22 protein-coding genes and 1 tRNA gene are annotated in these 25251 nt (G+C 67.0%); 13 read left to right on the forward strand and 10 right to left on the reverse strand.

Going from position 1 to position 25251, the window contains the following annotated elements:
* Positions 1–28: 28 nt before the first annotated feature.
* Positions 29–736, reverse strand: coding sequence for a PIG-L deacetylase family protein (locus KB201_RS01515; protein ID WP_058250750.1), 708 nt, complete (start codon positions 734–736; stop codon positions 29–31).
* Positions 737–899: 163 nt separating this feature from the next.
* Between KB201_RS01515 and KB201_RS01520 the strand changes: the two genes are divergently transcribed.
* Positions 900–2006 (forward strand): class I SAM-dependent methyltransferase, encoded by a 1107-nt coding sequence (locus tag KB201_RS01520; protein WP_058250751.1) that lies wholly within the window; start codon positions 900–902, stop codon positions 2004–2006.
* 15 nt (positions 2007–2021) lie between these two features.
* On the opposite strand, the gene KB201_RS01525 is transcribed toward KB201_RS01520, so the two are convergent.
* Both KB201_RS01525 and KB201_RS01530 read right to left on the reverse strand, forming a co-directional pair.
* Positions 2022–3194, reverse strand: coding sequence for a cystathionine gamma-synthase (locus KB201_RS01525; RefSeq protein ID WP_058250752.1), 1173 nt, complete (start codon positions 3192–3194; stop codon positions 2022–2024).
* Between the two features lie 10 nt (positions 3195–3204).
* A complete protein-coding gene (locus KB201_RS01530; RefSeq protein ID WP_078112090.1) occupies positions 3205–4599 on the reverse strand; it encodes a cystathionine beta-synthase in 1395 nt (464 codons plus the stop codon).
* 88 nt (positions 4600–4687) lie between these two features.
* Here KB201_RS01530 and KB201_RS01535 point away from each other — a divergent pair, with 88 nt between their 5' ends.
* Both KB201_RS01535 and KB201_RS01540 read left to right on the forward strand, forming a co-directional pair.
* Entirely contained in the window at positions 4688–5623 is a 936-nt protein-coding gene (locus tag KB201_RS01535; protein WP_374193861.1) for an SGNH/GDSL hydrolase family protein, read from the forward strand.
* 65 nt (positions 5624–5688) lie between these two features.
* Positions 5689–6912: an acetyl-CoA C-acetyltransferase gene (locus KB201_RS01540; protein ID WP_211538189.1), complete on the forward strand. Its 1224-nt coding sequence runs from the start codon at positions 5689–5691 to the stop codon at positions 6910–6912.
* Between the two features lie 16 nt (positions 6913–6928).
* Here KB201_RS01540 and KB201_RS01545 read toward each other — a convergent pair whose 3' ends face one another.
* From KB201_RS01545 to KB201_RS01565, 6 genes are all read right to left on the reverse strand, one after another.
* Complete coding sequence (locus KB201_RS01545; RefSeq protein WP_211538190.1) at positions 6929–7489, reverse strand: DUF6790 family protein; 561 nt, start codon at positions 7487–7489, stop codon at positions 6929–6931.
* Between the two features lie 133 nt (positions 7490–7622).
* A complete protein-coding gene (locus KB201_RS01550) occupies positions 7623–8489 on the reverse strand; it encodes a Bax inhibitor-1/YccA family protein (RefSeq protein ID WP_055474978.1) in 867 nt (288 codons plus the stop codon).
* Positions 8490–8633: 144 nt separating this feature from the next.
* Positions 8634–9320: a TetR/AcrR family transcriptional regulator gene (locus KB201_RS01555; protein WP_058250756.1), complete on the reverse strand. Its 687-nt coding sequence runs from the start codon at positions 9318–9320 to the stop codon at positions 8634–8636.
* A gap of 55 nt (positions 9321–9375) precedes the next feature.
* Complete coding sequence (locus tag KB201_RS01560) at positions 9376–11646, reverse strand: MMPL family transporter (RefSeq protein ID WP_211538191.1); 2271 nt, start codon at positions 11644–11646, stop codon at positions 9376–9378.
* 53 nt (positions 11647–11699) lie between these two features.
* A complete protein-coding gene (locus tag KB201_RS25140; protein WP_307848008.1) occupies positions 11700–12116 on the reverse strand; it encodes a hypothetical protein in 417 nt (138 codons plus the stop codon).
* The gene (locus KB201_RS01565) at positions 12059–12937 is read right to left on the reverse strand and encodes an oxygenase MpaB family protein (protein WP_307848009.1); all 879 of its coding nucleotides are present in this window, start codon (positions 12935–12937) and stop codon (positions 12059–12061) included. The genes KB201_RS25140 and KB201_RS01565 overlap by 58 nt, the downstream gene beginning before the upstream one ends.
* A 189-nt stretch (positions 12938–13126) precedes the next feature.
* Here KB201_RS01565 and KB201_RS01570 point away from each other — a divergent pair.
* From KB201_RS01570 to KB201_RS01585, 4 genes are all read left to right on the forward strand, one after another.
* Positions 13127–13200 (forward strand) — tRNA-Leu (locus KB201_RS01570).
* 200 nt (positions 13201–13400) lie between these two features.
* A complete protein-coding gene (locus KB201_RS01575; RefSeq protein ID WP_211538192.1) occupies positions 13401–14768 on the forward strand; it encodes a hypothetical protein in 1368 nt (455 codons plus the stop codon).
* A 371-nt stretch (positions 14769–15139) separates the two neighbouring features.
* The gene (locus KB201_RS01580) at positions 15140–15835 is read left to right on the forward strand and encodes a hypothetical protein (RefSeq protein WP_139114196.1); all 696 of its coding nucleotides are present in this window, start codon (positions 15140–15142) and stop codon (positions 15833–15835) included.
* Positions 15836–16063: 228 nt separating this feature from the next.
* Positions 16064–16282, forward strand: a complete 219-nt coding sequence (locus tag KB201_RS01585; protein ID WP_004020299.1) for a hypothetical protein — start codon at positions 16064–16066, stop codon at positions 16280–16282.
* Here KB201_RS01585 and KB201_RS01590 read toward each other — a convergent pair.
* Complete coding sequence (locus KB201_RS01590; RefSeq protein WP_058250770.1) at positions 16279–17133, reverse strand: SDR family oxidoreductase; 855 nt, start codon at positions 17131–17133, stop codon at positions 16279–16281. The two genes, KB201_RS01585 and KB201_RS01590, sit on opposite strands and share 4 nt — an antisense overlap.
* A gap of 177 nt (positions 17134–17310) precedes the next feature.
* Between KB201_RS01590 and KB201_RS01595 the strand changes: the two genes are divergently transcribed.
* The 6 genes from KB201_RS01595 to KB201_RS01620 all read left to right on the forward strand — a co-directional run bounded on the left by KB201_RS01595 (position 17311) and on the right by KB201_RS01620 (position 25251).
* Complete coding sequence (locus tag KB201_RS01595; RefSeq protein WP_065631970.1) at positions 17311–17658, forward strand: L-rhamnose mutarotase; 348 nt, start codon at positions 17311–17313, stop codon at positions 17656–17658.
* A gap of 108 nt (positions 17659–17766) precedes the next feature.
* Positions 17767–19140 carry an MFS transporter gene (locus KB201_RS01600; RefSeq protein ID WP_058250772.1) on the forward strand — a complete coding sequence of 458 codons (1374 nt, stop codon included), beginning with the start codon at positions 17767–17769 and terminating at the stop codon, positions 19138–19140.
* Positions 19141–19265: 125 nt separating this feature from the next.
* A complete protein-coding gene (gene rhaI / locus KB201_RS01605; protein WP_058250773.1) occupies positions 19266–20426 on the forward strand; it encodes an L-rhamnose isomerase in 1161 nt (386 codons plus the stop codon).
* A 48-nt stretch (positions 20427–20474) separates the two neighbouring features.
* A complete protein-coding gene (locus KB201_RS01610; RefSeq protein WP_058250774.1) occupies positions 20475–22511 on the forward strand; it encodes a bifunctional rhamnulose-1-phosphate aldolase/short-chain dehydrogenase in 2037 nt (678 codons plus the stop codon).
* On the forward strand, positions 22508–23995 hold the full coding sequence (locus KB201_RS01615; protein WP_058250775.1) for a rhamnulokinase family protein: 1488 nt from the start codon (positions 22508–22510) through the stop codon (positions 23993–23995). Before KB201_RS01610 ends, KB201_RS01615 begins: the two co-directional genes overlap by 4 nt.
* 20 nt (positions 23996–24015) lie before the next feature.
* Complete coding sequence (locus KB201_RS01620; RefSeq protein ID WP_211538252.1) at positions 24016–25251, forward strand: alpha-hydroxy acid oxidase; 1236 nt, start codon at positions 24016–24018, stop codon at positions 25249–25251.

A 25251-nucleotide genomic window follows, 5' to 3' on the forward strand; every position in this document is an offset into this window, starting at 1 on the left:
CGATCGTCGCTCTCTGTTCTCCGACGGCCTATGCAGGATGAGCGTAGGTCTCCACCGACACCCATGTTCGATATCGCTCGAGGCCGATCGCCGCGGCCAGGTCCGCGGTCTGCGAGCGCTGAGCCAGCAGGGCTCGCACCTTACGGTCCAGTTCGGCCCCGTCGAGATCGATTCGCAACGCGACCATCTCCTTCGGACACTGGCGCGGCCCGCCCAGCGCCCACATGTCGAACTCACGGGCGAGGTCGAACTCGATCCCCCGCCCGGTGCCCACCGGGTGAAGGATTCGCGGGCAGGTCGACGAACGGTCGACGGCGAGGCGGACCCACCGGTTGACGGTGCGGTGGTCGGGGTGCCCGGTCACGCCGTCGGGACCGAAGGTCAGGACGGTGTCGGGTGACACGTCGTCGAGGAGGGCGGTGATGCGTCCGACCGGGCCGCTCTCGTCGATCGCCGCCAGTGAACCGTCGGGTAGGTCCAACCAGTGGTGCTCCTGGATGCCGAGCTCGATAAAAGCCTTCTCAAGCTCGCCGGTCCGGACCAGGGCGAGCTCCGAACGCTCTGCGGCGGTGGCATTCTCGTCGGCCGCTTCGCCGCGGGTCGCGGTCACGCACACCACGCGCCCACCCGCGTCGCGGACGGCGGCCATCACGCCGCCGGCGAGGTAGGTCTCGTCATCGGGGTGAGCCCAGATGGACATCACGGTGCCCAGGTCGCTGATCTGTGTTGTTCTCATGCGTCGACGGTCTCCGAGCCCGCTGTCACGGGGCTGTCACCATCGGCTCACCGCCCAGCGGGTCACGGTCCGGTCATGACAGCGCCGCGACAGGACGCCGGCGCACGCTCGGTGCACACGCCGCCCGGCGTGGTTACGACATCGCACACGAGAGGTTCATCCCATGACCACCACACACGCCGCCGGTTCCGGCACCGCGACCGACTTCGCTCGGGTCGAGGCCTTCGCCGGCCAGGTGAGCGCCGATCTCACCCATGCCTATCACTCGATCAGCACCTACCTCGGCGACCGCCTGGGACTGTGGCGGGCTCTGGCGCAACTCGGTTCGGCGACGAGCGCCGAGCTCGCCGAACGCTCGGGACTCGCCGAACGGTATGTGCACGAATGGTTGTGCGTGCAGGCCGCGGCCGGATACGTCCTGCTCCACGACGCCGGCGATGACGCCGCGAATGGCCCAGAGGTGTTCGTGTTCCCCGCCGAGCACGCGATGGTGCTCGCCGAGGACAACAGTCCGGCGGCGATCGTGGCCGGCTTCGAGGTCGCTGCCGCGGTGTGGTCCTCGGTCGACCAGCTCGCGCATGCGTACGCGACCGGCGACGGCGTGCCCTGGCACGCCCACGATTCCCGGCTGTTCTCCGGCGTCGAACGGTTCTACGGCACGATCTACCGCGCGTCGTTGCTCAGCGAGTGGGTTCCGGCGATCGACGGCCTCGGACAGCGCCTCACCGACGGCATCCGCGTTCTCGACGTCGGGTGCGGGTACGGGGTCCCCACGATCCTGCTCGCCGAGGCCTTCCCGAACTCCACGTTCGTCGGCGTAGACAGCCACGAGGAGTCCGTCCGGCGCGCCACCGCAGCCGCCCATGCGGCCGGGGTCGACGACCGGGTCCGCTTCGAGGTGGCCACGGCCCAGTCGTACGCCGGCGACCACGACGCGATCATGATCTTCGACGCCCTGCACGACTTCGGCGATCCGGTGGGTGCGCTCGCACACGCACGGTCGTCACTGCGTCCCGGCGGTCAGGTGATCGCCGTCGAACCGCTGGCGCACGACACACTGGCCGAGAATCTGACCAATCCCGTTGCACTGCTGTTCTATTCGGGTAGCTCATACCTCTGCGTACCGCACAGCATCGCCGACGGCACGACCTCGCTGGGCGCCCAGGCCGGCCCCACTCGACTGCTCGACACCTTCCGGGCGGCCGGTCTGACCTCGGCGCGTGTCGCGGCGACCACTGCGTCGAACCTGCTCCTCGAGGCGCGGGTCTGACGCCCACCCGACTCCTCAGCGCAGCGCGTTCTCCAGGTCCCCGAGGAGGTCGTCGATGTCCTCGATACCGACCGAGAGCCGGACGAGGTTGGCGGGGACCTCGAGGAGCGATCCGGCCGTCGAGGCGTGCGTCATCGCACCGGGGTGTTCGATCAGCGACTCGATGCCGCCGAGCGATTCGGCGAGCGTGAACACCTCGGTGCGGGCGCAGAACTCCTTGGCGGCGTCGAGCCCGCCCTTGACCAGCACCGACACCATGCCGCCGTAGCGCTTCATCTGTTTGCCCGCGACCTCGTGGCCCGGATGGTTCTCCAAGCCCGGGTACAGGACGGCGTCGATCTTGTCGTGGCCGCTCAGATAGTCGACGACCTTCTCCGCGTTGTCGCAGTGCCGGTCCATCCGGACGCCGAGGGTCTTGATGCCGCGCAGGGTGAGGAACCCGTCGAACGGTCCGGGGACCGCCCCGGCGCCGTTCTGCAGGAACGCGAACGCCTCGTCGAGCTCCTCGCTGTCGGTGACCAGTGCGCCGCCGACGACATCCGAGTGCCCGCCCAGGTATTTGGTCGTGGAGTGGAGCACCACGTCGGCGCCCAGGACGAGCGGCTGCTGCAGGTACGGCGAGGCGAAGGTGTTGTCGACCACGAGCTTCGCGCCGGCCTCGTGCGCGACGGCGGCGAGGGTCTCGATGTCGCCGACGTTGAGCAGCGGGTTGGTCGGCGTCTCGGTCCAGACCAGCTTGGTCTCCGGCCGGATGGCGTCGCGCACCGCGGCGACGTCGGACACCGGGGCCACCGAGTAGGTGATGCCCCACTGGCTGAACACCTTGTCGATGAGCCGGAAGGTGCCGCCGTAGGCGTCGTTGGGGATCACCAGATGATCGCCCGGCCGCAGCGTCGAACGCAGAACGCAGTCGGTGGCGGCCATACCGGAAGCGAAAGCCCGTCCGTAGGTGCCGCTCTCGAGCGCAGCGAGATTGGCTTCGAGGGCGCGTCGGGTCGGGTTGCCGGTGCGCGCGTACTCGAAGCCGTCGCGCAGTCCGCCGACGCCGTCCTGGGCGAAGGTCGAACTGGCGTAGATCGGGACGTTCACCGCCCCGGTCTGCGGATCCGGATCGTAGCCGGCGTGGATGGCGCGGGTCGAGAAGCCTTGCCAGCGAACCGAATCCGCGGCACTGCGTCGTTCACTCACGGTGATGCTCCTATCCGACGATCGGGTGGCTCGACACGAAGGCGAGCAGGTCGTGGCGCGTGATCACGCCGATGGGCTTGCCGTCCTCGACGACCATCAGCGCGTCGCAGTCGCCGAGCGCCTTGGTGGCCGCCGACACCGGTTCGCCGGAACCGATGAGCGGGAACGGCTCTCCCATGTGCGCCGACACCGGGTCGGCGAGGCTGGCACGACCTTCGAAGACCGCGCTGAGCAGGTCGCGCTCGGTGACCGCACCCGCGACCTCGCCGGCCATCACCGGTGGCTCGGCGCCGACGACCGGCATCTGCGAGACGCCGTACTCGCGCAGGATCTCGATCGCGTCGCGCAGGGTCTCCTGCGGGTGGGTGTGCACGAGGTCGGGCAGGGCGCCGGTCTTGCCGCGCAACACATCTCCGACGAGGGATTCCTTGGTGGTGGCGTCCAGCGGCGTCCGCAGGAAGCCGTAGCTGCTCATCCACTGGTCGTTGAAGATCTTGGCCATGTAGCCGCGGCCACCGTCGGGCAGCAGTACGACGACGACGGCGTCGGGTCCCTCGCGTTCGGCGACCTGCAGGGCCGCGACCACCGCCATCCCGCACGAGCCGCCGACGAGCAGCCCTTCCTCGCGGGCGAGACGCCGGGTCATGTCGAACGAGTCGGCGTCGGAGACCGCGATGATCTCGTCGGGGATGTCCGGGTCGTAGGCCGACGGCCAGAAGTCCTCCCCGACACCCTCGACGAGGTAGGGGCGCCCGGTCCCGCCGGAGTACACCGACCCCTCAGGGTCGACGCCGACGATCTTCACCGAGCCGCCGGACACCTCCTTGAGGTACCGGCCGGTGCCGGTGATGGTGCCGCCGGTGCCGACGCCGGCCACGAAGTGCGTCACCTTGCCGTCGGTGTCGGCCCAGATCTCGGGACCGGTGGTCTCGTAGTGACTCTGCGGACCGGCCGGGTTCGCGTACTGGTTGGGCTTCCACGCACCGTCGATCTCGGTGACCAGGCGGTCGGAGACGCTGTAGTAGCTGTCCGGGTGGGACGGCTCCACCGCGGTCGGGCAGACGACGACCTCGGCACCGTAGGCGCGCAGGACGTTGCGCTTGTCCTCACCGACCTTGTCCGGGCACACGAACACGCACTTGTAGCCGCGCTGCTGGGCGACGAGCGCCAGGCCGACGCCGGTGTTTCCCGACGTCGGTTCCACGATGGTCCCGCCCGGCTTCAGCTCACCCGAGGCCTCCGCCGCGTCGATCATCCGCACGGCGATGCGGTCCTTGCTGCTGCCACCGGGATTGAGGTACTCGACCTTGGCGGCGACCAGGCCCGATCCGGGTGAGGTCACCGAGTTCAGCTTGACCAGCGGGGTGTTGCCCACCAGGTCGACGACGTGATTGGCGATGCGCATGTGTCCATGGTCCCAGAGCCACCGCGAACAGCGACACCCGGCCGCTGCCCCAGTCAGCAGATCCCGCTGAACGCCTAAACTGGCACTCGTGTCCGGTTCGAGTCGTCGAGGAATCGTCCCCGCCAGGATCGTGCGCGACGTCGGCGCGACAGCGGTTGCGACCGCGGGCGCGGCCGGCGCCGGCTGGGCCGCCTACAACCTGTTGAACAGTCAGGCCGCCGAGGCCCGCGTGGTGATCCCGCACCGTACCGACAACGCCCCGGACGGCGACGGCGTGTACCGCCCCGACGGCACCAGCGCACGTTTCACCCGGGACACCGTGTACGACCTGTATCTCGTGGTGTTCGGGGACTCGACCGCGGCCGGACTGGGTGCCGAGACCGCGGACGAGACGCCAGGAGTCCAGATCGCCCGCCGCGTGGCCGCGGAGACCGATCGGGTGGTCCGCTACGCCAACAAGGCCATCGTCGGCGCGACGTCGAAGGGGCTCGCGGCCCAGATCGAGGCGATGTTCGTCCATCACGAGCGACCCGACGTGGCCGTCATCCTCGTCGGCGCCAACGACGTCACCGCCCGCAACAGTCCGCTCCCGTCGGCGCGCCGGCTCGGAGATGCCGTCCACGCACTCGTCGACGAAGGCGCGAAGGTCGTCGTCGGCACCTGCCCGGATTTCGGCGTGGTGACCGCGATCCCCCAGCCCCTGCGAATGGTGTTGCGACGCTGGGGACTCACGCTGGCGGCGGCGCAGCGATCGGCGGTCCGGGCCGCCGGGGGGCGGCCGGTCCCATTGGCCGACCTGCTGACCGAGGAGTTCCTCGCGCGCCCCGAGCACATGCTGTCGCCCGATCGATTCCACCCGTCGGCCGCGGGGTATGAGCTCGCCGCCGACATCCTGGTGCCCGAGGTGCTCGCCTCGATCGGCGAGTGGGGTCCGACGCCGCTGCCCGAACCGCCGAAGGTGTCCGAGGCCGTCGAAGAAACACGGTTCGTCACACGTCTCAGGAGACGCCTGACACGTCGGTGACCAGCCACGACCCGGGCTGACCGGCCTCGCGACCAAGCAGATGCTTGGTGCGGTAGTTTCGAGGTATGCCTGAAGCCGTCATCGTCGCCCACGCCCGTTCCCCGATCGGCCGCGCCGCCAAGGGATCCCTCAAAGACATCCGACCCGACGAACTGTCCCGTCAGATGGTCGAAGCCGCGCTCGCCAAGGTGCCGGAGCTCGACCCGGCGCTGATCGAGGACATCCACTGGGGCATCGGCCAGCCCGGCGGACAGGGCGGTTACAACATCGCCCGGGTCATCGCGGTCGAGCTGGGTCATGACCACATCCCGGGCGTCACGGTGAACCGCTACTGCTCGTCGTCGTTGCAGACCACCCGGATGGCGCTGCATGCCATCAAGGCCGGCGAGGCCGACGTCCTCATCTCCGGTGGCGTCGAGAGCGTGTCGAGCTTCGGCATCTCCGGCGGCGCCGACGGCGCACCGAATTCAAAGAACCCGCTGTTCGACGACGCGATGGCCCGCACGGAGAAGGCGGCCGCCGGTGACGCGGGCATCTGGCACGATCCGCGCAAGGACGGGGTCATCCCGGACGTGTACATCGCGATGGGCCAGACCGCCGAGAACGTCGCCTCGTTCACCGGCATCTCGCGCGAGGACCAGGACAAGTGGGGCGTCCTGAGCCAGAACCGCGCCGAGGAAGCCATCAAGTCCGGTTTCTTCGAGCGGGAGATCGACCCGGTCACCCTGCCCGACGGCACGCTCGTCACCGCCGACGACGGCCCCCGCGCGGGCACGACCTACGAGAAGATCTCGCAGCTCAAGCCGGTCTTCCGCCCGGACGGCACGATCACCGCGGGTAACGCATGCCCGCTCAACGACGGCGCCGCGGCGCTGGTCATCATGAGCGACACCAAGGCGAAGGAACTGGGCCTCACCCCGCTGGCGCGCGTTGTCGCCACCGCGGCCACCGGCCTGTCGCCGGAGATCATGGGGCTCGGTCCGATCGAGGCGATCCGAAAGGTGCTGCGGGTCTCGGGGATGTCGCTGTCGGACATCGACCTCGTCGAGATCAACGAGGCCTTCGCCGTGCAGGTCCTCGGTTCGGCCCGTGATCTCGGCATCGACCACGACAAGCTCAACGTGTCCGGCGGCGCCATCGCCCTGGGTCACCCGTTCGGGATGACCGGCGCCCGCATCACCACCACCCTGCTCAACAACCTGCAGACCCGCGACAAGACCTTCGGCATCGAGTCGATGTGCGTGGGTGGCGGTCAGGGCATGGCCATGGTCCTCGAGCGCCTCAGCTGATCAGTGCTGGAGCGCCTCAGCTGAGCGAGGCCGTCTCCGTCTCGTCGACATCCCTCGCCGCGTTCGGTCCCAGGACCGCGACGCTGCGGGGGGTCGTTCGCCGGTACACGAACCAGGCGATGACGACGGCACCGACGATGTAGATCTCGGCGGGGATCGCCCAGACGTTGTTCGTCGCGGTGTTGTCGTGGATGTAGTACTGCGAGATGTGACCGGCGAGGTCTCCCCCGTAGCTGATCGCCAGTGCCCACACGGCGGCGTCGAGCCATCCGCCACGATTGCGCACCCGGTAGCAGAGCACGCCGAGCACGCCCACGGCGATGTCGTTCCACCCCAGCTCCCACTGGAACATGGACGGGATGAAGTCCGGCCCGATGCCCTCGGCGATCTCGGGGGCGTTCGGGCCGACGTGGCCGACCCCGGCGAGGATGCCGAATGCGCCGCCGGGGACGAGTATCCAGAGCAGCACGAGTTCGGCTGCGCGGCCGACGGTGCGTCGTCGCGTCGATCGGTCCACCAGTATGTGTACGACGGCGCCGATGATCATCAGCGCCAGCTGGATCAGAAAGAACACCATGTCCGCACGGTAGAACCGCGGTGATTGGGTTGTTCCCGCAAACGCACCGGGTGGCACACTTTGTCGCCAACCGACCCTGACGCGACAGTGGCCCCGCACCTGCCGAGGTGCGGGGCCACTGTCACATGACTGACTAGTCGGAGTTGAAGTAGGTCAGCAGACGCAGGATCTCGACGTACAGCCAGACCAGGGTGACGGTCAGGCCGAGTGCCACGCCCCAGGCGGCCCGGTCGGGTGCGCCGGCGCGGATCAGGCGATCCGCGGCGTCGAAGTCCAGCAGGAAGCTGAACGCGGCGAGGGCGATGCAGACCAGCGAGAAGATGATGGCGATCGGGCCACCGTCGCGCAGGACTCCGGCCTCACCGGTGAACAGACCGATGACCAGGTTGCCGAGCATCAGGACCAGGACACCGATCATGCCAGCGAACAGCATGCGGGTGAATCGCGGCGTCACGCGGATGGCGCCGACCTTGTACACGAACAGCATGCCGAAGAACACACCGAAGGTGCCGAGGACTGCCTGTCCGATCAGCGCACCGGCCGAGGTGTCACCGGCGACCGCCCAGTTCGCGAACACGAACGAGATGGCACCGACGAAGAGGCCCTCGAACGCGGCGTAGGCCAGCACGATGGCCGGGTTGTCCTGCTTGCGACCGAAGCTCGCCACGAGGACGAGAACGAGACCGGCGATGGCGCCGACCAGCATCAGCGGCGTGGCGAGAGCCGCCTGGGCGGCCTCGGTGGCGCGGCTGCTGATCGCGAAGTACGTGGCAGCGGCGGCCAGCGTCAGCACTCCGAGCGTGATCGCGGTCTTGGTGACGACGTCGTCGATCGTGAGCTGACGAGTGGCCGGCGGTGCCGGCTGGGTGTAGGGGTCAGTGGCCTGACCGAACTGGTTGGCCGCGGCGCCGGCGCCGGCCATGCCGGCCCCGAAACCCGCGTATCCGGATTGATTGTCGCGGACCACGCCGCGCATCACCGGATTGCTGCTTTCTCGCACGAAGCGCTCCTTCATCGGTACGGATGTCTGCCGTCTCAACGTCGGGCCGTTTCTGAGAGTTCCCTGACGAGAGCTCGCAACGACCGAGTCGACGTCGACTTTACCGACTCTTGACCCTTCTGTCGTCAGACACCCGCCACCGGGTCAGTTCACCCGGTCGCGCAGCGACCTCAACCGGCGGCCCACTGCGGTCTGATCGATACCGCCGTCGGTCGCGAGCGAGGCCCGGCCCAGGCACATGGCGGTGAGCATGGCTTCCGCACGCGCGAAGTCGTCCCCCCAGGCGAGACCCGGTTTGGCGAGCATCAGCGACGCGATCCCGTGGGCGGCGGCCCAGAACTCGAGAACGATGTCGGCGATCTCGGCGTGATCGAACACCCCTTCGTCGGCCAGCTCGGTGACGGTTCCGGCGAACCGCGAGTACGCACTGGCGGCGAGTACCTCGTCGACCTTCGACGGATGCCCCGCGGAGGTGGGCTTGCCGAACGCCACCCGGTAGAGCACCGGGGTGGCGACGGCGAAGCGTACGTAGGCCATCCCCTGGTTGAGTGCGCGCCGGAAGGCGTCGTCGACGCCCTCCGACGCGGCCGCCATCTCGTCGTCGAGACGCTCGAAGTAGCGCGCGCACACGGCGTCGAGCAGGGCTTCCTTGTCGGCGAAGTGCAGGTAGATCGACGGCGGTGTGACACCGACCCGGTTGGCGACCGCACGGATCGACATCGCGGTGTCGTCACCGTTCTCCACCAGCAGCTCGCCGGCCGCCTCGATGATCTCCTCCGCGAGGTTCTCTCCGGACCCGCGCGGTGATCTCGCTCGTCTACGTGTCGTCACTGCACTCCTGCACCTGTCCCGCCGCCGTTCATCCGTCGCCATGACGTATTCGGTGTCAGACCCTCGTCGGCGCGGTGTCCGGCGCCGCTTTCTCGGGACGCCCGACCTCCGGGGCCTCCTCGGACAACCCGATCCGATCATGTAGCCGTCGCAGCGGACCCGGCGCCCACCAGTTCGCCCGCCCGGCCAGCCGCATGAAGGCGGGGACGAGGAACATGCGGATGATCGTCGCGTCCATCAGGACCGCCAGGGTGAGACCGACCCCGAACATCCGCATGAACGAGACCTCCGACGCCGCGATGGCGGCGAAGACGATGCTCATCAGCAGTGCCGCGGCCGTGATGACCCGGCCGGTCCGGGCCAAGCCCAGGGCCACGGCATGGTCGGTGGCCCCCCGCGTCCGGTCCGATCGCAACCACTCCTCGCGGATCCGTCCCAACAGGAACACCTCGTAGTCCATCGACAGGCCGAACGCCACGCAGAACAGCAGCACCGGCATGGTCGCGCTGAGGGTGCCCGTCGCGGTGGTCCCCAAACCTCCGAGGTGCCCTTCCTGGAAGAACCAGACCATCGCGCCAAACGTCGCCGACAGCGACAGGATGTTGAGGACGAGCGCCTTCAGCGGCAACACGACGCTCCCGGTGAACAGGAACAGCAGCACGAACGTCGCGATCGCGATCAGTCCGAGCACCCACGGCAGATGCGCGTAGATCGACCCGACGGTGTCGTCGGTGGCGGCGGCGAGCCCGCTGAACAGGGTCTCCGTTCCCGCCGGCGGCGGCACCGCCCGCAGCTCGTCGAGCTGGGCGATCCCCGACTCGCTCATCGGGTCGCGGTCGGTCGACACCTGCAGGACGTGTACGTCGCCCCGGGTGTCGTCCGGGCTGCCCGGTGCGGCCGGCGCACCCCGGACGAACGTCCCGGCCGACGACCCTACGGAGTTGACATCTCCGACCGTCGACAGGGCGCGGGTGTAGTCGGCCAGGGCCGCATCGTCCACCGGCCCCCGCACGACGACGGTGACCGCTGCGGACAGGTCGTCCTCGTAGTCGTCTCGGATCTCCTGCTGGATCGCGTGGGCGCTCGCCGACTCGGGGAGCACCCGGTCGTCGGGGAACCCCAGTTTCATCGACAGGAACGGCGCACCGAGTACCAGTAGGAAAACCGTGACGACCGCGGCGACCGGCAAGGCGTGGCGCAGCACCCACTGGACGAGCCGGTACCACCAGGTGTCCTCGGGTTCGACGGGCCGCGCCGGCGGCAGCCGAAGCAGGCGCCGGAGTGGCTTCCGGGCATCGAACGCGTCGATGCGATCACCGAGGAGCATGAGCACGGCCGGCGTGAGCACGAGCGCCGACACCGCGGCCACGACCACGACGCCGAGACCCGCGAAGGCGAAGCTGCGCAGGAAGTACTGCGGGAACAGCACGAGCGCGCTGAGCGACAGGGCGACGGTCACCGCGGAGAAGGCGACCGTCCGCCCGGCCGTGGCCAGGGTCCGGACGATCGCGTCGGGCCGGCTCAGACCGTGTCCGACCTCTTCCCGGTAGCGCGTCAGGATCAGCAGCGTGTAGTCGATCGCGAGCGCGAGACCCAGTGCGGTGGTGAGGTTGAGCGCGAAGACCGAGACGTCGGTGACCGATCCGATCGCCCGGAGCAGCGCGAAGGTGAGGATGATCGAGACGATGCCGATGCCGACCGGGACGGCCGCGGCGAGCAATCCGCCGAAGATGAAGATCAACACGATGAACGTGATCGGGATCGCGATGGCCTCGGCGACGAGGAGATCGGACGCGGTCTGATCGTTGACCTGTGCGAAGACCATTCCTTGACCGCCGACCTGCACGGTGATCCCGTCGCGGTCACCGGCCAGGGCCGCGGCGATCTCCTCGGCGTGCCCCGGCGCCGAATCCTCGCCACCGTCGAGCGAGGCGATGATCAGCGTCGACGTCCGGTCGCGACTGACGAGCGCGGAGTCGAGCGCCGGATTGGCCCACACCGACAAAATCTGGTCCTGCACGTACTGATTGCGATTCAGGTCGGCGACGATGTCCTCACCGACCGCCCGGGCCGTCGGGTCGCGGGAGACGTCGACTCCGTCGGGACCGTCCAGTTTGAGCACGACCTGGACCCCGCCGCGGTTGAACGTCTCGTCGAGCGTTCTCTCCGCCCGCGCCGACCCCGAGTTCGGATCGCTGTACCCTCCGGCCAGCAGATGTTCGGCCGCGGTGGCGCCGTACGCGCCGCACACCACCAGCAGGATGAGTGCACCCAGCAGCACTCGTTTGGGCATGGATATGACCAGCCGTGTCAATCTGACCAGCATGCGGACCCCTGTCGCGTCGGTCGACTTTACGGCGTTAAGTTATCAGCAGTAATTTAGGCGGTCAAGGACGATTCAGGGACGTGCGGCATGCCGAGTCCGCGTCGGACCGTTCGCAGTTCGCGCTCGATCACCGTCGACTCCGATCCGAGCAGTCCGGTCGCCCGCGCGATCTCGCGCAGCCTGACGGCGGGCCGTGCGACGTCGACGAGATGGTGCAACGGCGTCCGGCGCAGACCCATCCGCCGGGCGACCGGGCGCTCGACCCATCTGGTGCTGATGGCCGAGAACGACGACATGAGCAGGGGTCTGGTGATCGCATCCACCGCGGAGACCAGCAACCCCGGCACCGGAATCGGCGCGGCCCCGTGCACGACGCGCGGAAGGTCGTACCCCTCGCGAAGCAGCGCCTTGATCAGCACCTTCGACGAATCGTCGGGCTGCAGCTCGAATTCGCCTGCGATACGGAACAATTCGCTCGACGCTCGTAACTCGGCGGCAGGAGGTCGTCGTCGACCCCGATGACCCAGCCGATCCAGCGCCACAGATGCGTGATCGCCTCACATTCCGCACTGCTGTAGTGGATCCCGAAATCCCGTGCGACGACGAGAGGTAGAGCCAGGAAGCCGCACGAGATGGTCATCACGGCATACGTCTGGTTGATGGGTGCGCCCCACTCCCCTTCGTCCCAGGCCCCGGCGTCGTCCGTCGGATCGCCGCCGGGCGGGTGCCGCAGGACGTCGCGGATGTAGGCATGTAGCAGCCGAATACGAAGCGTTGCAACCCAACCGGGACGGCCCGGGAGCATCGATCCGGGCGTGGTCGCCTCGGCGACCCAGCGGGCCGTCGACTCGACTCGATCACGTGTCCCCGATCCCAGCCGGCCGGTGGCCACCAGCGGACGGACGAATCCCTGCGCCTTGAACCCGTAGATCAGCGACTGATACAGCGTCGACGACTGCAACGTGCCGAACCGCCACCAGGCGCGGGCGCCGGCCTCCGCCCAGGCCGGGTCGAACCACGGAGGTGGGGCGCTCGCGACCTGCAACAGATGCGTCATCGAGGCGGGCATCTCGAGGTGTTCGACATCGGTCTCCTCCTCGGCGGAGGTGTGCTCTTCCAAGAGCGCGACCAGTGTGGAGAAAGAGATTCCGCGTTCTCTGGCCTCGACGATCACCGTGTCGGCGAGCGGATCACCCTGCGTCAGACCCGCCTCGAGGCGCTCGACGATGGCGGGATGCCGTTCTCGGACGGCCTCCCAATTGCGTGCCCCGGTCACCGCTGCCGCGTCCATGCCCCATGATCACCCCGGCGACTGGGCCGGTCAAGGACGGCTGACTCCCAGACGTCGACTCGACTGCCAGACCTCGATCGAGGTCTGGCGGTCGAGTTGACGTCTGTCGGTGGCAACGCCGGACGAATTCGGACACGCTGCCGCGGCTGACTATGCTCACCGTGGGGACCGTCGTCGAGCGGACCCTTCGCCCCCATAGCCCAATTGGCAGAGGCAGCCGACTTAAAATCGGCACAGTGTCGGTTCGAGTCCGACTGGGGGCACCGCATCGCCGCAGGTAGATTGACTATTGCCGTTCCCTCGCGTCATCCGAACGATTACAGTGCCACCCCCGTGCTACCTAAGCTGCCGCATCAGCGCGACACGCGGGATCAGATGTCAGACGCAATGAGTTGCGTACGTGCGATGCTTACAGGCTGTCCACGACGAGGCCGCGAAGTTCGAGCATGACAGGAGTCGAAGTGTGCCACCGGAAGACGATGAAGCCAAGACCAGTTTGGAAGACTGGATACGAAAGTTAGACGGACTGATCGCCAAGTTAGACGAATTCGACGGCGACAGCCCATTTGACTTCTGCGAACACTTCATGGACGCGTGGCGGGACCTAATCTCCAGGGAAACCGCGCCACCGCCTCAGAGCGCGGCCATGGTCATTGTGCTGGAGACAATGCGGGCTCAAGCGGAGGTCTTGGCCTCCGCGGCAATGGACTACGCGAACACACCAGACGCCCGCGACCGAATGACGAGAAACGACGTCCAGAACTCAATGCGCACCGCACTACAAGAAGTCGCTCAGCGCGCTCGCAACTGGCTATCTACAAAGCTCCCGACAGAAGATGAGATTCGCGAAATAATCACCAATTCTCTGTCGGTGTTCAATAAGATACAGGAACAGGGAGAGCAACAGATAAAACAGGACGCTGACGACGACGCAGCTGCCGCCTCCGACCCGTACGGAGCAATGTTGGGATATTCCGATCCGGGTATCGATGCTGCTATCATCTTCAAAAAGCTCTGCTCATTCACTGCAGATGAAGACGCAGAGTATCGCACGGCACACGAGCGCCTCCGCCGCATGATTGACAGCGAACTTCTCCAGCACATTTCTGATGAAAATGAGAGATTCTGCGATTTGCTTATTGCAGTAATTTCCGATGTCACTAGTCGGCGAATTTCACTGTCCGATCAAGATGCTTTCGACGAGCGCCGAAGGCGAATCCGTTCAGCGCTCATATCTTTCACTAGCGCGCTCCACAGTCATAGAGATCAGTCCATCCGCGCAGTTCGCGAGCAGTTCGGCCGCAAGACCGTAGAGGAGAAACAAGCTCTCGATCTGTTTGATGATCTGCTCGTGTCATCGTTTGATTACCGATGGTTAATCAAAATGCGTGACGCCCTGCTTCATGGCGACATTAATGCTTTCAAGATTGAACTCAATGCTCGCCTAGAAGGCGAGAGCACCGCGAACGTGTTTATGGACCGTGATTACATGATCAAATCCAACAGGGCTGCACGAGAAAAATGGATCAAGATCACCGAACTCGAGGCCATCGACTACGATCCTAGCGTCTTGGACATGATCAAGGCCGCCCAACCTCAGATTGCTGAACTACAAGACCAACTGGATGCGATTCTGTATCCCGATATCGCTGACGATGTCGCGACTGTGAAAGACCTTGTCGACCGTTTCGAAGGAAAAGAGGGTCTTTACGCGTTGCAGTCCGGTCTAGGGTTCACACGGAAGGTTCCGGTTCCGCCCTACATTTTACTCGCGCCACGTGTCTTGACGTACGCGAGCAACTACGCCCATTTACCTTCACCGTCCGAATAGAGGAACGTCATCCGACGACTCGGGGGCCTCATGCGGAATCAGCTGGGAGGGATCGGGCAAATCGTTCAGTGCGCCGCCGCCTTCCTCAGGAATCCAGTCACCGTAGGCGTCGAGTGTGTGGGGTGAAGGTGCTGCGACCCATCCACCGGCTGACCACATGAAGTGCTCCCCTCCATAAGTTGCATCTCCGCGAACGTGTGGCGCAGGCTTAGCGATGCCGTTCGCCTTTCGCGGCCGCCCGCTACCGCAGGGAAAATCGTGCGGCGGACGACACCTACGCCTGGCCCGCAGTCGCCGAGTGTCGGCGCAACCCGAACTCGGACGCCAACATTTTGGCTCGGCAGAAACGCCGGGAGTGAGAGGATATGTGAATGGACCCGGTAGCAGGAGCGGCATTGGCAGGACAAGCGGCGCAGGCCTATCTGCGTCGATCCCGAGTCACAGTTAGCGTCGACGAGGACTATGACACCTTCGGTGACATGAGGGTCAAACGCTTCTTCTTCCCCGTAGGGACGCCGGACGAGTTGACCGAGCTGCGGGATCTAGGTTCTCGGACCAGCTACAGTAAGCCCTTTGATTGGATCAATGAGAACAGGGGAATCGAGCTGGGGCACACCGTGTTCGAGTTCGAAGTACAAGCTCAAAATGCGACCGTTGCCCTGACGGGCGGTAAACCCGTCTTGCGGCCCGGCTTCGGCAGTGTCGATGGCATAGCGATTCTCCCTCCGCCCGCGGGCGGGCCATTAGAGGGTAACTATCTCCTCGTGTCACTCGATGACGAAACACTTGTATGCCATCGCGGTGACGACCCAAGTGCCCCACGCGTGCCATTTCGCTTCGAAATACCACAAGGTTCGACCGAAGTCTTCCGAGTACACGCGTACACCACCAGTCGACCCACCATGTGGTTCCTGCGGCTGCGCTTCATCGTCAACGGCAAAACTGTGCGCTATGACCTGAGGCGCGACAATGGCGAGGATTTTGTCACCCTGCCCTTCGATTACTCAGGGATCAGGGATTCTTACACCTGGGAGCAAGGTCGTTGGGAGCTTGTTCCGAACCGATAGCCAGATCGCCCATCCCGACTCACTCCGCAGTGCGCAACGGCGACATCCCAATTGCGCGGGAGCACGTCAAGAACACCGCCAGACCTCTGCGCCTGATCCCGCTACCTGCGTCGTTGCAAACGCGTTGCGTCGAAAGCACGAGACGAAGTGTCACGGAAAGCCGGCACGCCACTGGGCTGTCTCGATCCGCGTGCATCCCCCGAGCCCGCTGATGATGTACTCGGTGTCATGTCCACTCGGGTTGTCCTGCTCGCCGACTCCTCCGTCGCCCTGCTCACCCTCGGTATCTCGGTGTACTCGATCGCGGTCCTGGTGTGCCTCGGGATCGCAATCAACGCGGCCCGGTTCGGACGCAGACGGGTCGCGATCACGATGGCCTGGGTCGTCGGTGTACTGACCGTGGCAGGTGTCATCATCGCCATCCTGAGCAGCACCGCCGGCGGTTAACCCTCCGGCCGCAACTCCGCGCGTTGCCGATCGATGAATTGCGCGGCAAGCCGATTCGTGAGGCCGGGCGCCAATCGCTGGACGCGCCAGGTGATCCGGGATCGACGCGGGACGACCAGCAGTGGTTGATTCCGCTCGATGGCGGCGAGCGTGTCCCGGGCAAGGCGGTCGGCGTCGTACGCGGTCGACGAACCCTGACTCGCCAGATAATAAGAGCGACCGACGAATCCGCCGACCGATCCCTTGTCCAGGATCGGGGTCTCCACTGCCGAGGGACACACCGCCAGCACGTTCACCCCGCGGCCCGCAGCCTCGGTCCGTAGTGCGAGCGACAGCCCCACGACCGCATGTTTGGTCATCACGTAGCTCGTGATCAGTCCGGCGGCGACGAGCCCGGCCATCGACGCCGTGTTGACGATGTGTCCGGAACGCTGCTCGATCATCACCGGGTACGCGGCCGCGACCCCGTGCACGACGCCCCGGATGTTGACGTCGATGATCGCGTCCCATTGTTCCGGCGTCAGCATCTCGGTCGGACCACCCCAGGTGATCCCTGCGTTGTTGAACATCAGATCCAGGCGCCCCCACTCGGCGACGACCTCGTCGACCACCCGCTGCACAGCGGCAGCATCCGTCACATCCAGTTGCACCGCCCGTGCGGTGCCCGGCCCACCGGACAAGGAGTCCGTCACCCGCTGCGCCGCGGGTAGGGCGATGTCCGCGCAGGTGACGTGGGCTCCCCGGGTCACCAGCGCGCGCGTGAGCGCGGCCCCGATACCGGACCCGCCCCCGGTCACGATCGCGATCCTGCCCCCGACATCTGCTCCGCGCGTCTTCCCGAATTCCAGCACGAACAGAGCATGACCGATCCCGTTCCGGCGGGGTGCGCTTTGTGCGAACCGGGTCTTGACATCCTCACAGGCCGCTCTTAGTGTTGCTGCCATCACAAATTGAAACGTTTTAATTCGCCGGGTTGATCCTCTCTCGACGGTCTGCGTTTCCCATCACGTCGTTTGTCAGGAGCAGCCATGCCCGATACCCAGCGCGTCTGCTTCGTGCTCCAGCTCCGCCCGGAGCGCGTCGAGGACTACCTCGACGCCCACACGGAGGTGTGGCCGGAGATGCTCGACGCCCTGCGCGAGACCGGATGGCGCAACTACTCGTTGTTCCTCCGCAAGGACGACGGCATGGTCGTGGGTTACCTCGAGACCGACGACTTCGCGACGACCGCCGCCGCCATGGAGGCAACGGACGTCAACGCCCGGTGGCAGGCGCACATGTCCGAGTACTTCCTCCCGGCCACCGGCGGAGACGCCGACGGCGCCAATCCCGACACCATCCGTACCGAACTCCTCGAGTACTTCCACCTCGACTGACCGACATCGAACACACGACGCGTACTGACGGGCACACCGACATCAGCGAACCCGGCTTGACCCCTCCGATCCCGACCCTCTCTACTGATCTCCGACGCTAGGAATCCCATGAAAGTAGGAGCGCGCTCCACCACCGGCTGGCGGGCGACCATCTCGGTTGCCATGTCGAACTACATCGAAGCCGGCTCGATCATCGCGATCGCCACCAGCCTGACCTTCTGGCAGGACGAGTTCGGCATCAGCAACTTCGCCGTCGGCCTGCTGGCCGCACTGAGCGCCAACGCGTTCGGCGCGGCGGTCGGCGCCGCCATCGGCGGACCGCTGTGCGACCGCTACGGCCGCAAGGCGATCTACACCTACGACCTGCTGGTCTACATGGCCGGCGTGTTGCTCGCCGCCTTCGCGCTCAACTTCACCATGCTGCTGGCGGCGTTCATCATCACCGGCCTCGCGGTCGGCGCGGGCGTACCCGCGTCCTGGACCTACATCGCCGAAGAGGCGCCATCGGTCGAACGCGCCAAACACGTCGGCACCGCCCAGCTCGCCTGGTCGGTCGGACCCCTGATCGGCTTCGCACTGGCGGCCGCGCTCGCCCCGATGGGCCTACTCGGCTCGCGGATCATCTTCCTGCACCTCTTCGTCGTCGCCGCGGTCGTCTGGTGGATTCGCCAAGGGCTCGCGGAGTCCAAGATCTGGTCCGACGAGGCGGTCAACGAGACCCGTGAGCTCACCGCTTCCGTCGGCGCCCGGGGAATCAAGGGCCTGTTCTCCAAGAAGGTCAACATCACCGCACTACTCCTGCTCGGTGGCATCTACCTCTTCTGGAACACCGTGGCCGGACAGGCCGGCATCTTCATGCCGCGTGTCTACGAGACCGCGGGCGTCGAGAGCGCGGTCCAGCAGAACCTGCTGCAGGTGCTGGTCTGGGGATGCACCGTCCTCGCGACCTACTTCGGCTTCATGCGATATGCCGACCGGGTCTCCCAGCGCGCCCTGTACGTCTTCGGCGCCGCATTGGGCATCGTCGCCTGGATCGTGCTGGTCGCCTTCACCGACAGCGGTGTCGCCACGATGCTCGTCTTCGCGGTCCTGTGGGGCATCTCCTCGGGCATCGGCGCGCAAGCGTTCTACAGCCTCTGGGCCAGCGAGATGTTCGCGACGCCCTATCGGGCCAGCGCCCAGGGCGTCATGTTCTTCGCCGTCCGCACCGCAACCGGTCTGTTGAGCTACTTCTTCCCCACCATGCTCGCGGCGACCGGACTCACCACGGTCGGCATCCTGCTGGTCGCACTGCTCACCGTCGCGCTGATCATCGGCGCCATCGCGGCTCCGGACACCCAGGGCAAGACGCTGCAGCAGATCGAGGTCGAGCGCTACGGCGCTCCGCTGTCACCCGAGCTCATCGAGACACCGGCATCCGCCGCGCACCCGACCCCGGGCACCAACCCGGCCGCGGAGTCGGGACACCGGGCCCCGGCCTGACACCACGGCCTGATCGCGCGGTGCGCGATTGAAACGTTCCACCAGTTCGAATGTTCCACTCAGACCTCCCCGCCGCCGGCTGACCCCGACGCCGGCGGCGGGGAATCCCAACCGAAAGAAATTTCATGGCCACCTTTGACGAGACGATCCTCGACAACCTCGAGATCGAGCTCCCCTCCTGGGCGTTCGGCAACTCCGGCACCCGGTTCAAGGTGTTCGGCACCCCGGGCACCCCCCGCACCATCCACGAGAAGATCGCCGACGCCGCGAAGGTCGACGAGCTGACCGGGCTGGCACCCACCGTCGCCCTGCACGTCCCGTGGGACACCGTCGACGACTACACCGCCCTGGCCGCTTACGCGAAGGATCTCGGCGTCGGCCTGGGCACCGTCAACTCCAACACCTTCCAGGACGACGCCTACAAGTTCGGCAGCCTGACCCACACCGACAAGACGGTGCGGCAGATGGCCATCGACCATCACCTCGCCTGCATCGAGGTGATGAACGCGACCGGTTCGCGCGATTTGAAGATCTGGCTGGCCGACGGCACCAACTACCCCGGACAGGGCGACATCCGCGGACGCCAGGACCGGCTCGCCGAGTCGCTCGCGACCATCTACCAGCACATCGGCGACGACCAGCGACTCGTGTTGGAGTACAAGTTCTTCGAGCCCGCGACGTATGTCACCGACGTCCCCGACTGGGGCACCTCCTACGCCCATGTGACCGCGCTCGGCGAGCGGGCGATGGTCTGCCTCGACACCGGCCATCACGCGCCGGGAACCAACATCGAGTTCATCGTCGCGCAGCTGCTTCGCCTCGGAAAGCTGGGTTCCTTCGACTTCAACTCGCGCTTCTACGCCGATGACGACCTCATCGTCGGTGCCGCGGATCCGTTCCAGCTCTTCCGGATCCTGTTCGAGGTGATCCGCGGCGGCGGGCTCGACGCCGGGTCGCCGGTCGCTCTCATGCTCGATCAATGCCACAACGTCGAGGAGAAGATCCCCGGCCAGCTCCGTTCGGTGCTGAACGTCGAGGAGATGACGGCCCGCGCACTACTCGTCGACACCGATGCGCTGACCGAGGCACAGGCCGCCGGAGACGTGTTGGGCGCGAACGCGATCGTGATGGACGCGTTCTACACCGACGTCCGTCCGATGCTCGCCGAGCGTCGTGTCCGTCGCGGCCTGCCCGCAGACCCGATGGCCGCATACGTCGACTCCGGATACCACGAGCGCATCGTCGCCGAGCGTGTCGGCGGTACCCAGTCGTCCTGGGGCGCCTGAGCCCTCCCCCAGCCCCAGTTCCCTGAACTCCCGAGGAGATCACCCCTAATGACCAATCCCGCAGTCGCCGCCCTCATCGAGCGGTCCAACCGACTCGGATCGGATCCGAAGAACACCAACTACGCCGGCGGCAACACCTCCGCCAAGGGCTCCGACACCGACCCGGTCACCGGTGAAGACGTCGAACTGCTCTGGGTGAAGGGCTCCGGCGGTGATCTCGGCACCCTCACCGAGAAGGGCCTGGCCGTGCTCCGGCTCGATCGCATGCGTGCGCTCGTCGACGTCTATCCCGGCCTCGACCGTGAGGACGAGATGGTCGCCGCCTTCGATTACTGCCTGCACGGAAAGGGCGGTGCCGCACCGTCGATCGACACCGCGATGCACGGCCTCGTCGACGCCGCGCACGTCGACCACCTGCACCCGGACTCCGGTATCGCCATCGCGACCGCGGCCGACGGCGAGGTCTTGACGCACAAGATCTTCGGTGACCGCGTCGTGTGGGTGCCGTGGCGTCGTCCGGGTTTCCAGCTCGGGCTGGACATCTCGGCGATCAAGAAGGACAACCCGCAGGCCATCGGTTGCATCCTCGGCGGCCACGGGATCACCGCCTGGGGCGACACCTCCGATGAGGCGCAGGCACATTCGCTGGAGATCATCCGCACCGCCGAGGAGTACATCGCCGCCAACGGTCGGCCGCAACCCTTCGGCGGCCCGATCGACGGCTACGGCGCATTGCCCGCCGAGGAACGCCGGGCCAAGGCCGCGGCGCTCGCCGCGTTCATCCGCGGCCTCGCCTCGATGGACAAGCCGCAGGTCGGTCACTTCACCGACGTCGACCCGGTCCTCGAATTCCTGGCGGCAGAGGAGCATCCGCGCCTGGCCGCACTCGGCACCAGTTGCCCGGACCACTTCCTGCGCACCAAGGTCAAGCCGCTGGTCCTCGACCTCCCGGCCGACGCGAGCGTCGAGGAGTGCAAGGAGCGCCTCACGGCACTGCACGAGGCCTACCGCGAGGACTACCGCGCGTACTACGACCGTCACGCCACCGCGGACAGCCCCGCGATGCGCGGCGCCGACCCGGCCATCGTGCTGATCCCGGGCGTCGGAATGTTCAGCTTCGGCAAGGACAAGCAGACCGCACGTGTCGCCGGCGAGTTCTACCTGAACGCCATCAACGTGATGCGCGGCGCCGAGGCCATCTCGACCTACGCACCGATCGACGAGTCGGAGAAGTTCCGGATCGAGTACTGGTTGCTCGAGGAGGCCAAGCTCGCCCGCATGCCGAAGCCCAAGCCGCTCGCGACCCGCATCGCCCTGGTCACCGGGGCGGCATCCGGCATCGGCAAGGCCATCGCGACGCGTCTGGCCGCCGAAGGTGCATGCGTGGTGATCGCCGACCTCGACGCCGAGAAGGCACGGGCGGCCGCCGAGGAGATCGGTTCGACCGATGTCGCCATCGGGGTGGCCGCCGACGTCACCGACGAAGCGGCCGTACAGTCCGCGATCGACGCAACGGTGCTCGCCTTCGGCGGCATCGACCTCGTCGTGAACAACGCCGGCCTGTCGCTGTCGAAGTCGTTGCTGGACACCACCGCCGCCGACTGGGACCTCCAGCACGACGTGATGGCCCGCGGTTCGTTCCTGGTGAGCAAGGCCGCCGCACGCGCCCTCATCGATCAGAAGCTCGGCGGCGACATCCTGTACATCTCGTCGAAGAACTCGGTCTTCGCCGGGCCGAACAACATCGCCTACTCGGCGACGAAGGCCGACCAGGCCCATCAGGTCCGTCTCCTGGCCGCCGAGCTCGGCGAGCACGGGGTCAAGGTCAACGGCATCAATCCCGATGGCGTGGTGCGTGGTTCGGGGATCTTCGCCGGCGGCTGGGGCGCCAAGCGCGCTGCCGTCTACGGCGTCGAGGAGAAGGATCTCGGCAAGTTCTACGCGCAGCGCACCCTGCTCAAGCGCGAGGTGCTGCCGGAGAACATCGCCAACGCCGCGTTCGCACTCTGCACGTCCGACTTCTCGCACACCACCGGCCTGCACGTGCCGGTGGACGCGGGCGTCGCCGCCGCGTTCCTGCGATGAGCCGATCCACCCGGTCCGCCCAGGTCGCCGCGATCGACCTGGGCGCGACCAGCGGCCGGGTCATGCTGGCCGACGTCTCGCGCGGACGACTCGAGCTCGAACAGGTCGCCCGGTTCACCAACGACCCGGTCCACATCTGGAACGGGCGCAGGTCCGCTCTGCACTGGGAAGTCCCGGCGCTGTTCCGCGCCGCGTCGGCCGGCCTCGCCGAGGCGGGCAGGCAGTCCGACGATCTGGTCGGGATCGGGGTGGACTCCTGGGCGGTGGACTACGCGCTCCTGCGGGAGGGCCGCATGCTCGGGTTGCCGCACCACTACCGGGACACCCGGAGCGCGGCTGGGGTGGACGCCGTGCACGCCGAACTCGGTCCCGCGGACCTGTACGTGCGCAACGGTTTACAGTTCCTGCCGTTCACCACCGTGTACCAATTGGCCACCGAGAAGGCCGACGGGTTGCTCGATCAGGCCGACACCGCCCTGCTGATCCCCGACCTCATCACGTACTGGCTCACGGGCCGGCGCGGCACCGAACGCACCAACGCCTCGACCACCGGACTGCTCGGCATCAACGGGCGGTGGGACACCGCGATGATGGAGCGTCTCGGATTGCCCGTCGGCTTGTTCCCCGACCTCGTGGAGACCGGCACCGACCAGGGCCCGTTGCTCGGCGACGTCGCCGAGCGCCTCGGACTGTCGACGTCGACCCGCGTCACCGCGGTCGCGTCCCACGACACCGCGTCGGCGGTCGCCGCCATCCCGATGGACCCGTCGCGGTCGGCGTACATCTCGTGCGGGACCTGGGGTCTGGTCGGCGTCGAACTCGAGCAGCCGGTCGTCTCCCGCGACGGGTGGAAGGCCAACTTCACCAACGAGGTCGGCGCCGACGGCCGTATCCGCTACCTGCACAACGTGATGGGCCTGTGGCTGCTCAGCGAGACGGTCCGCCAGTACCAGCGCGAAGGGTATCGCGCCGATCTCGGTGAACTGCTCGCGCAGGCCGCCGAGGCGCCGGCGACGGTCGAGATCTTCGACACCGACGACGCCCGGTTCCTCCCACCGGGAGACATGCCCGGACGCATTCGCGACTGGTACGACGAGCGCGGCATGCGTCCGCCGATGACGCGCGCCGAGATGGTGCGCGCGATCGTCGAGAGCCTCGCGGCGGCCTTCGCCGACGGGGTGGCGCGAGCGGCCGAACTGTCCGGCACGACGGTGGAGACCGTCCATCTCGTCGGCGGCGGCTCGCAGAACCGGCTGCTGTGCCAACTCACCGCCGACCGGCTGGGTCTGCCGGTGCAGGCCGGTCCGGTGGAAGCGACCGCGCTGGGCAACGTGCTGATCACCGCCCGCGCCCACGGCCTGATCGATGGCGACCTCGAGGCGATGAGGTCTATCGTCGCCGATAGGTTCCCGCCGCAACACTACGCACCCCGACACTCCCGCGGCACGCGCTCCCGGACCGCGGTGGGGACAGGAAAGGCATGACCATGCAAGGCAGTTCTCCCATGAAGCGTCGAGTTCCCAAACCGCGCGACCTCGCGCCGCTGATGCAGTTCAAGAAGCCCCAGTTCGACGCGAAGAAGCGCCGTCTCGACGCCGCCCTCACCATCGAGGACCTGCGCGCGATCGCCAAGCGCCGCACCCCGAAGGCGGCCTTCGACTACACCGACGGATCGGCCGAGGCCGAGCTGTCCATCGAACGCGCGCGACAGGCGTTCGCCGACATCGAGTTCCACCCGGCCATCCTGCGTGACGTGTCCAAGGTCGACGCCTCGTGCACGATCCTCGGCGGGCGTTCGGAACTGCCGTTCGGCATCGCACCCACCGGGTTCACCCGGATGATGCAGACCGAGGGCGAATACGCTGGTGCGCGCGCCGCCGGCCGGGCCGGGATCCCCTTCTCGCTGTCGACGATGGGTACGGCGTCGATCGAGGACGTCCGGGATGCGAATCCGCACGGCCGCAACTGGTTCCAGCTGTACATGTGGAAGGACCGGGAGCGCTCGATGGCCCTGGTCGACCGCGCGGCGAAGGCCGGATACGACACCCTGCTGGTGACCGTCGACGTGCCGGTCGCCGGGGCTCGTCTGCGCGACAAGCGCAACGGCATGTCGATCCCGCCGGCGCTGACCGCCAAGACCGTGCTCAACGCCATCCCGCGCCCGCAGTGGTGGATCGACTTCCTCACCACCGAGCCCCTGGCGTTCGCCTCGCTCGATCGATGGTCCGGAACGGTGGCCGAACTGCTGGACACGATGTTCGACCCCACCGTCACCTTCGACGATCTGGCGTGGATCAAGTCGCAGTGGCCGGGCAAGCTGGTGGTCAAGGGCATTCAGACCGTCGACGACGCCAAGGCCGTCACGGCCCTCGGCGCCGACGGCATCGTGTTGTCGAATCACGGAGGGCGCCAACTCGACCGCGCACCGATCCCGTTCCACCTCCTGCCCGAGGTGGCCCGCGAGGTCGGCGCGGACACCGATGTCATGCTCGACACCGGCATCATGAGCGGTGCCGACATCGTGGCGTCGGTCGCCCTCGGCGCGCGGTTCACGCTCGTCGGCCGGGCCTACCTGTACGGCCTGATGGCCGGCGGGGAGGCCGGGGTGGACCGGATGATCGAGATCCTCGGCGAGCAGATCGCACGTACGATGCGGCTGCTCGGTGTCGCCTCGCTGGACGAGCTGACACCCGCGCACGTGACCCAGCTCGAGCGGCTGGTGCCCCGGGCGCGTTCCTGA

Origin of the sequence: Gordonia sp. SCSIO 19800 (assembly GCF_018132775.1) — a bacterium.
In the GTDB taxonomy this organism is placed as follows: Bacteria; Actinomycetota; Actinomycetes; order Mycobacteriales; family Mycobacteriaceae; genus Gordonia; species Gordonia hongkongensis.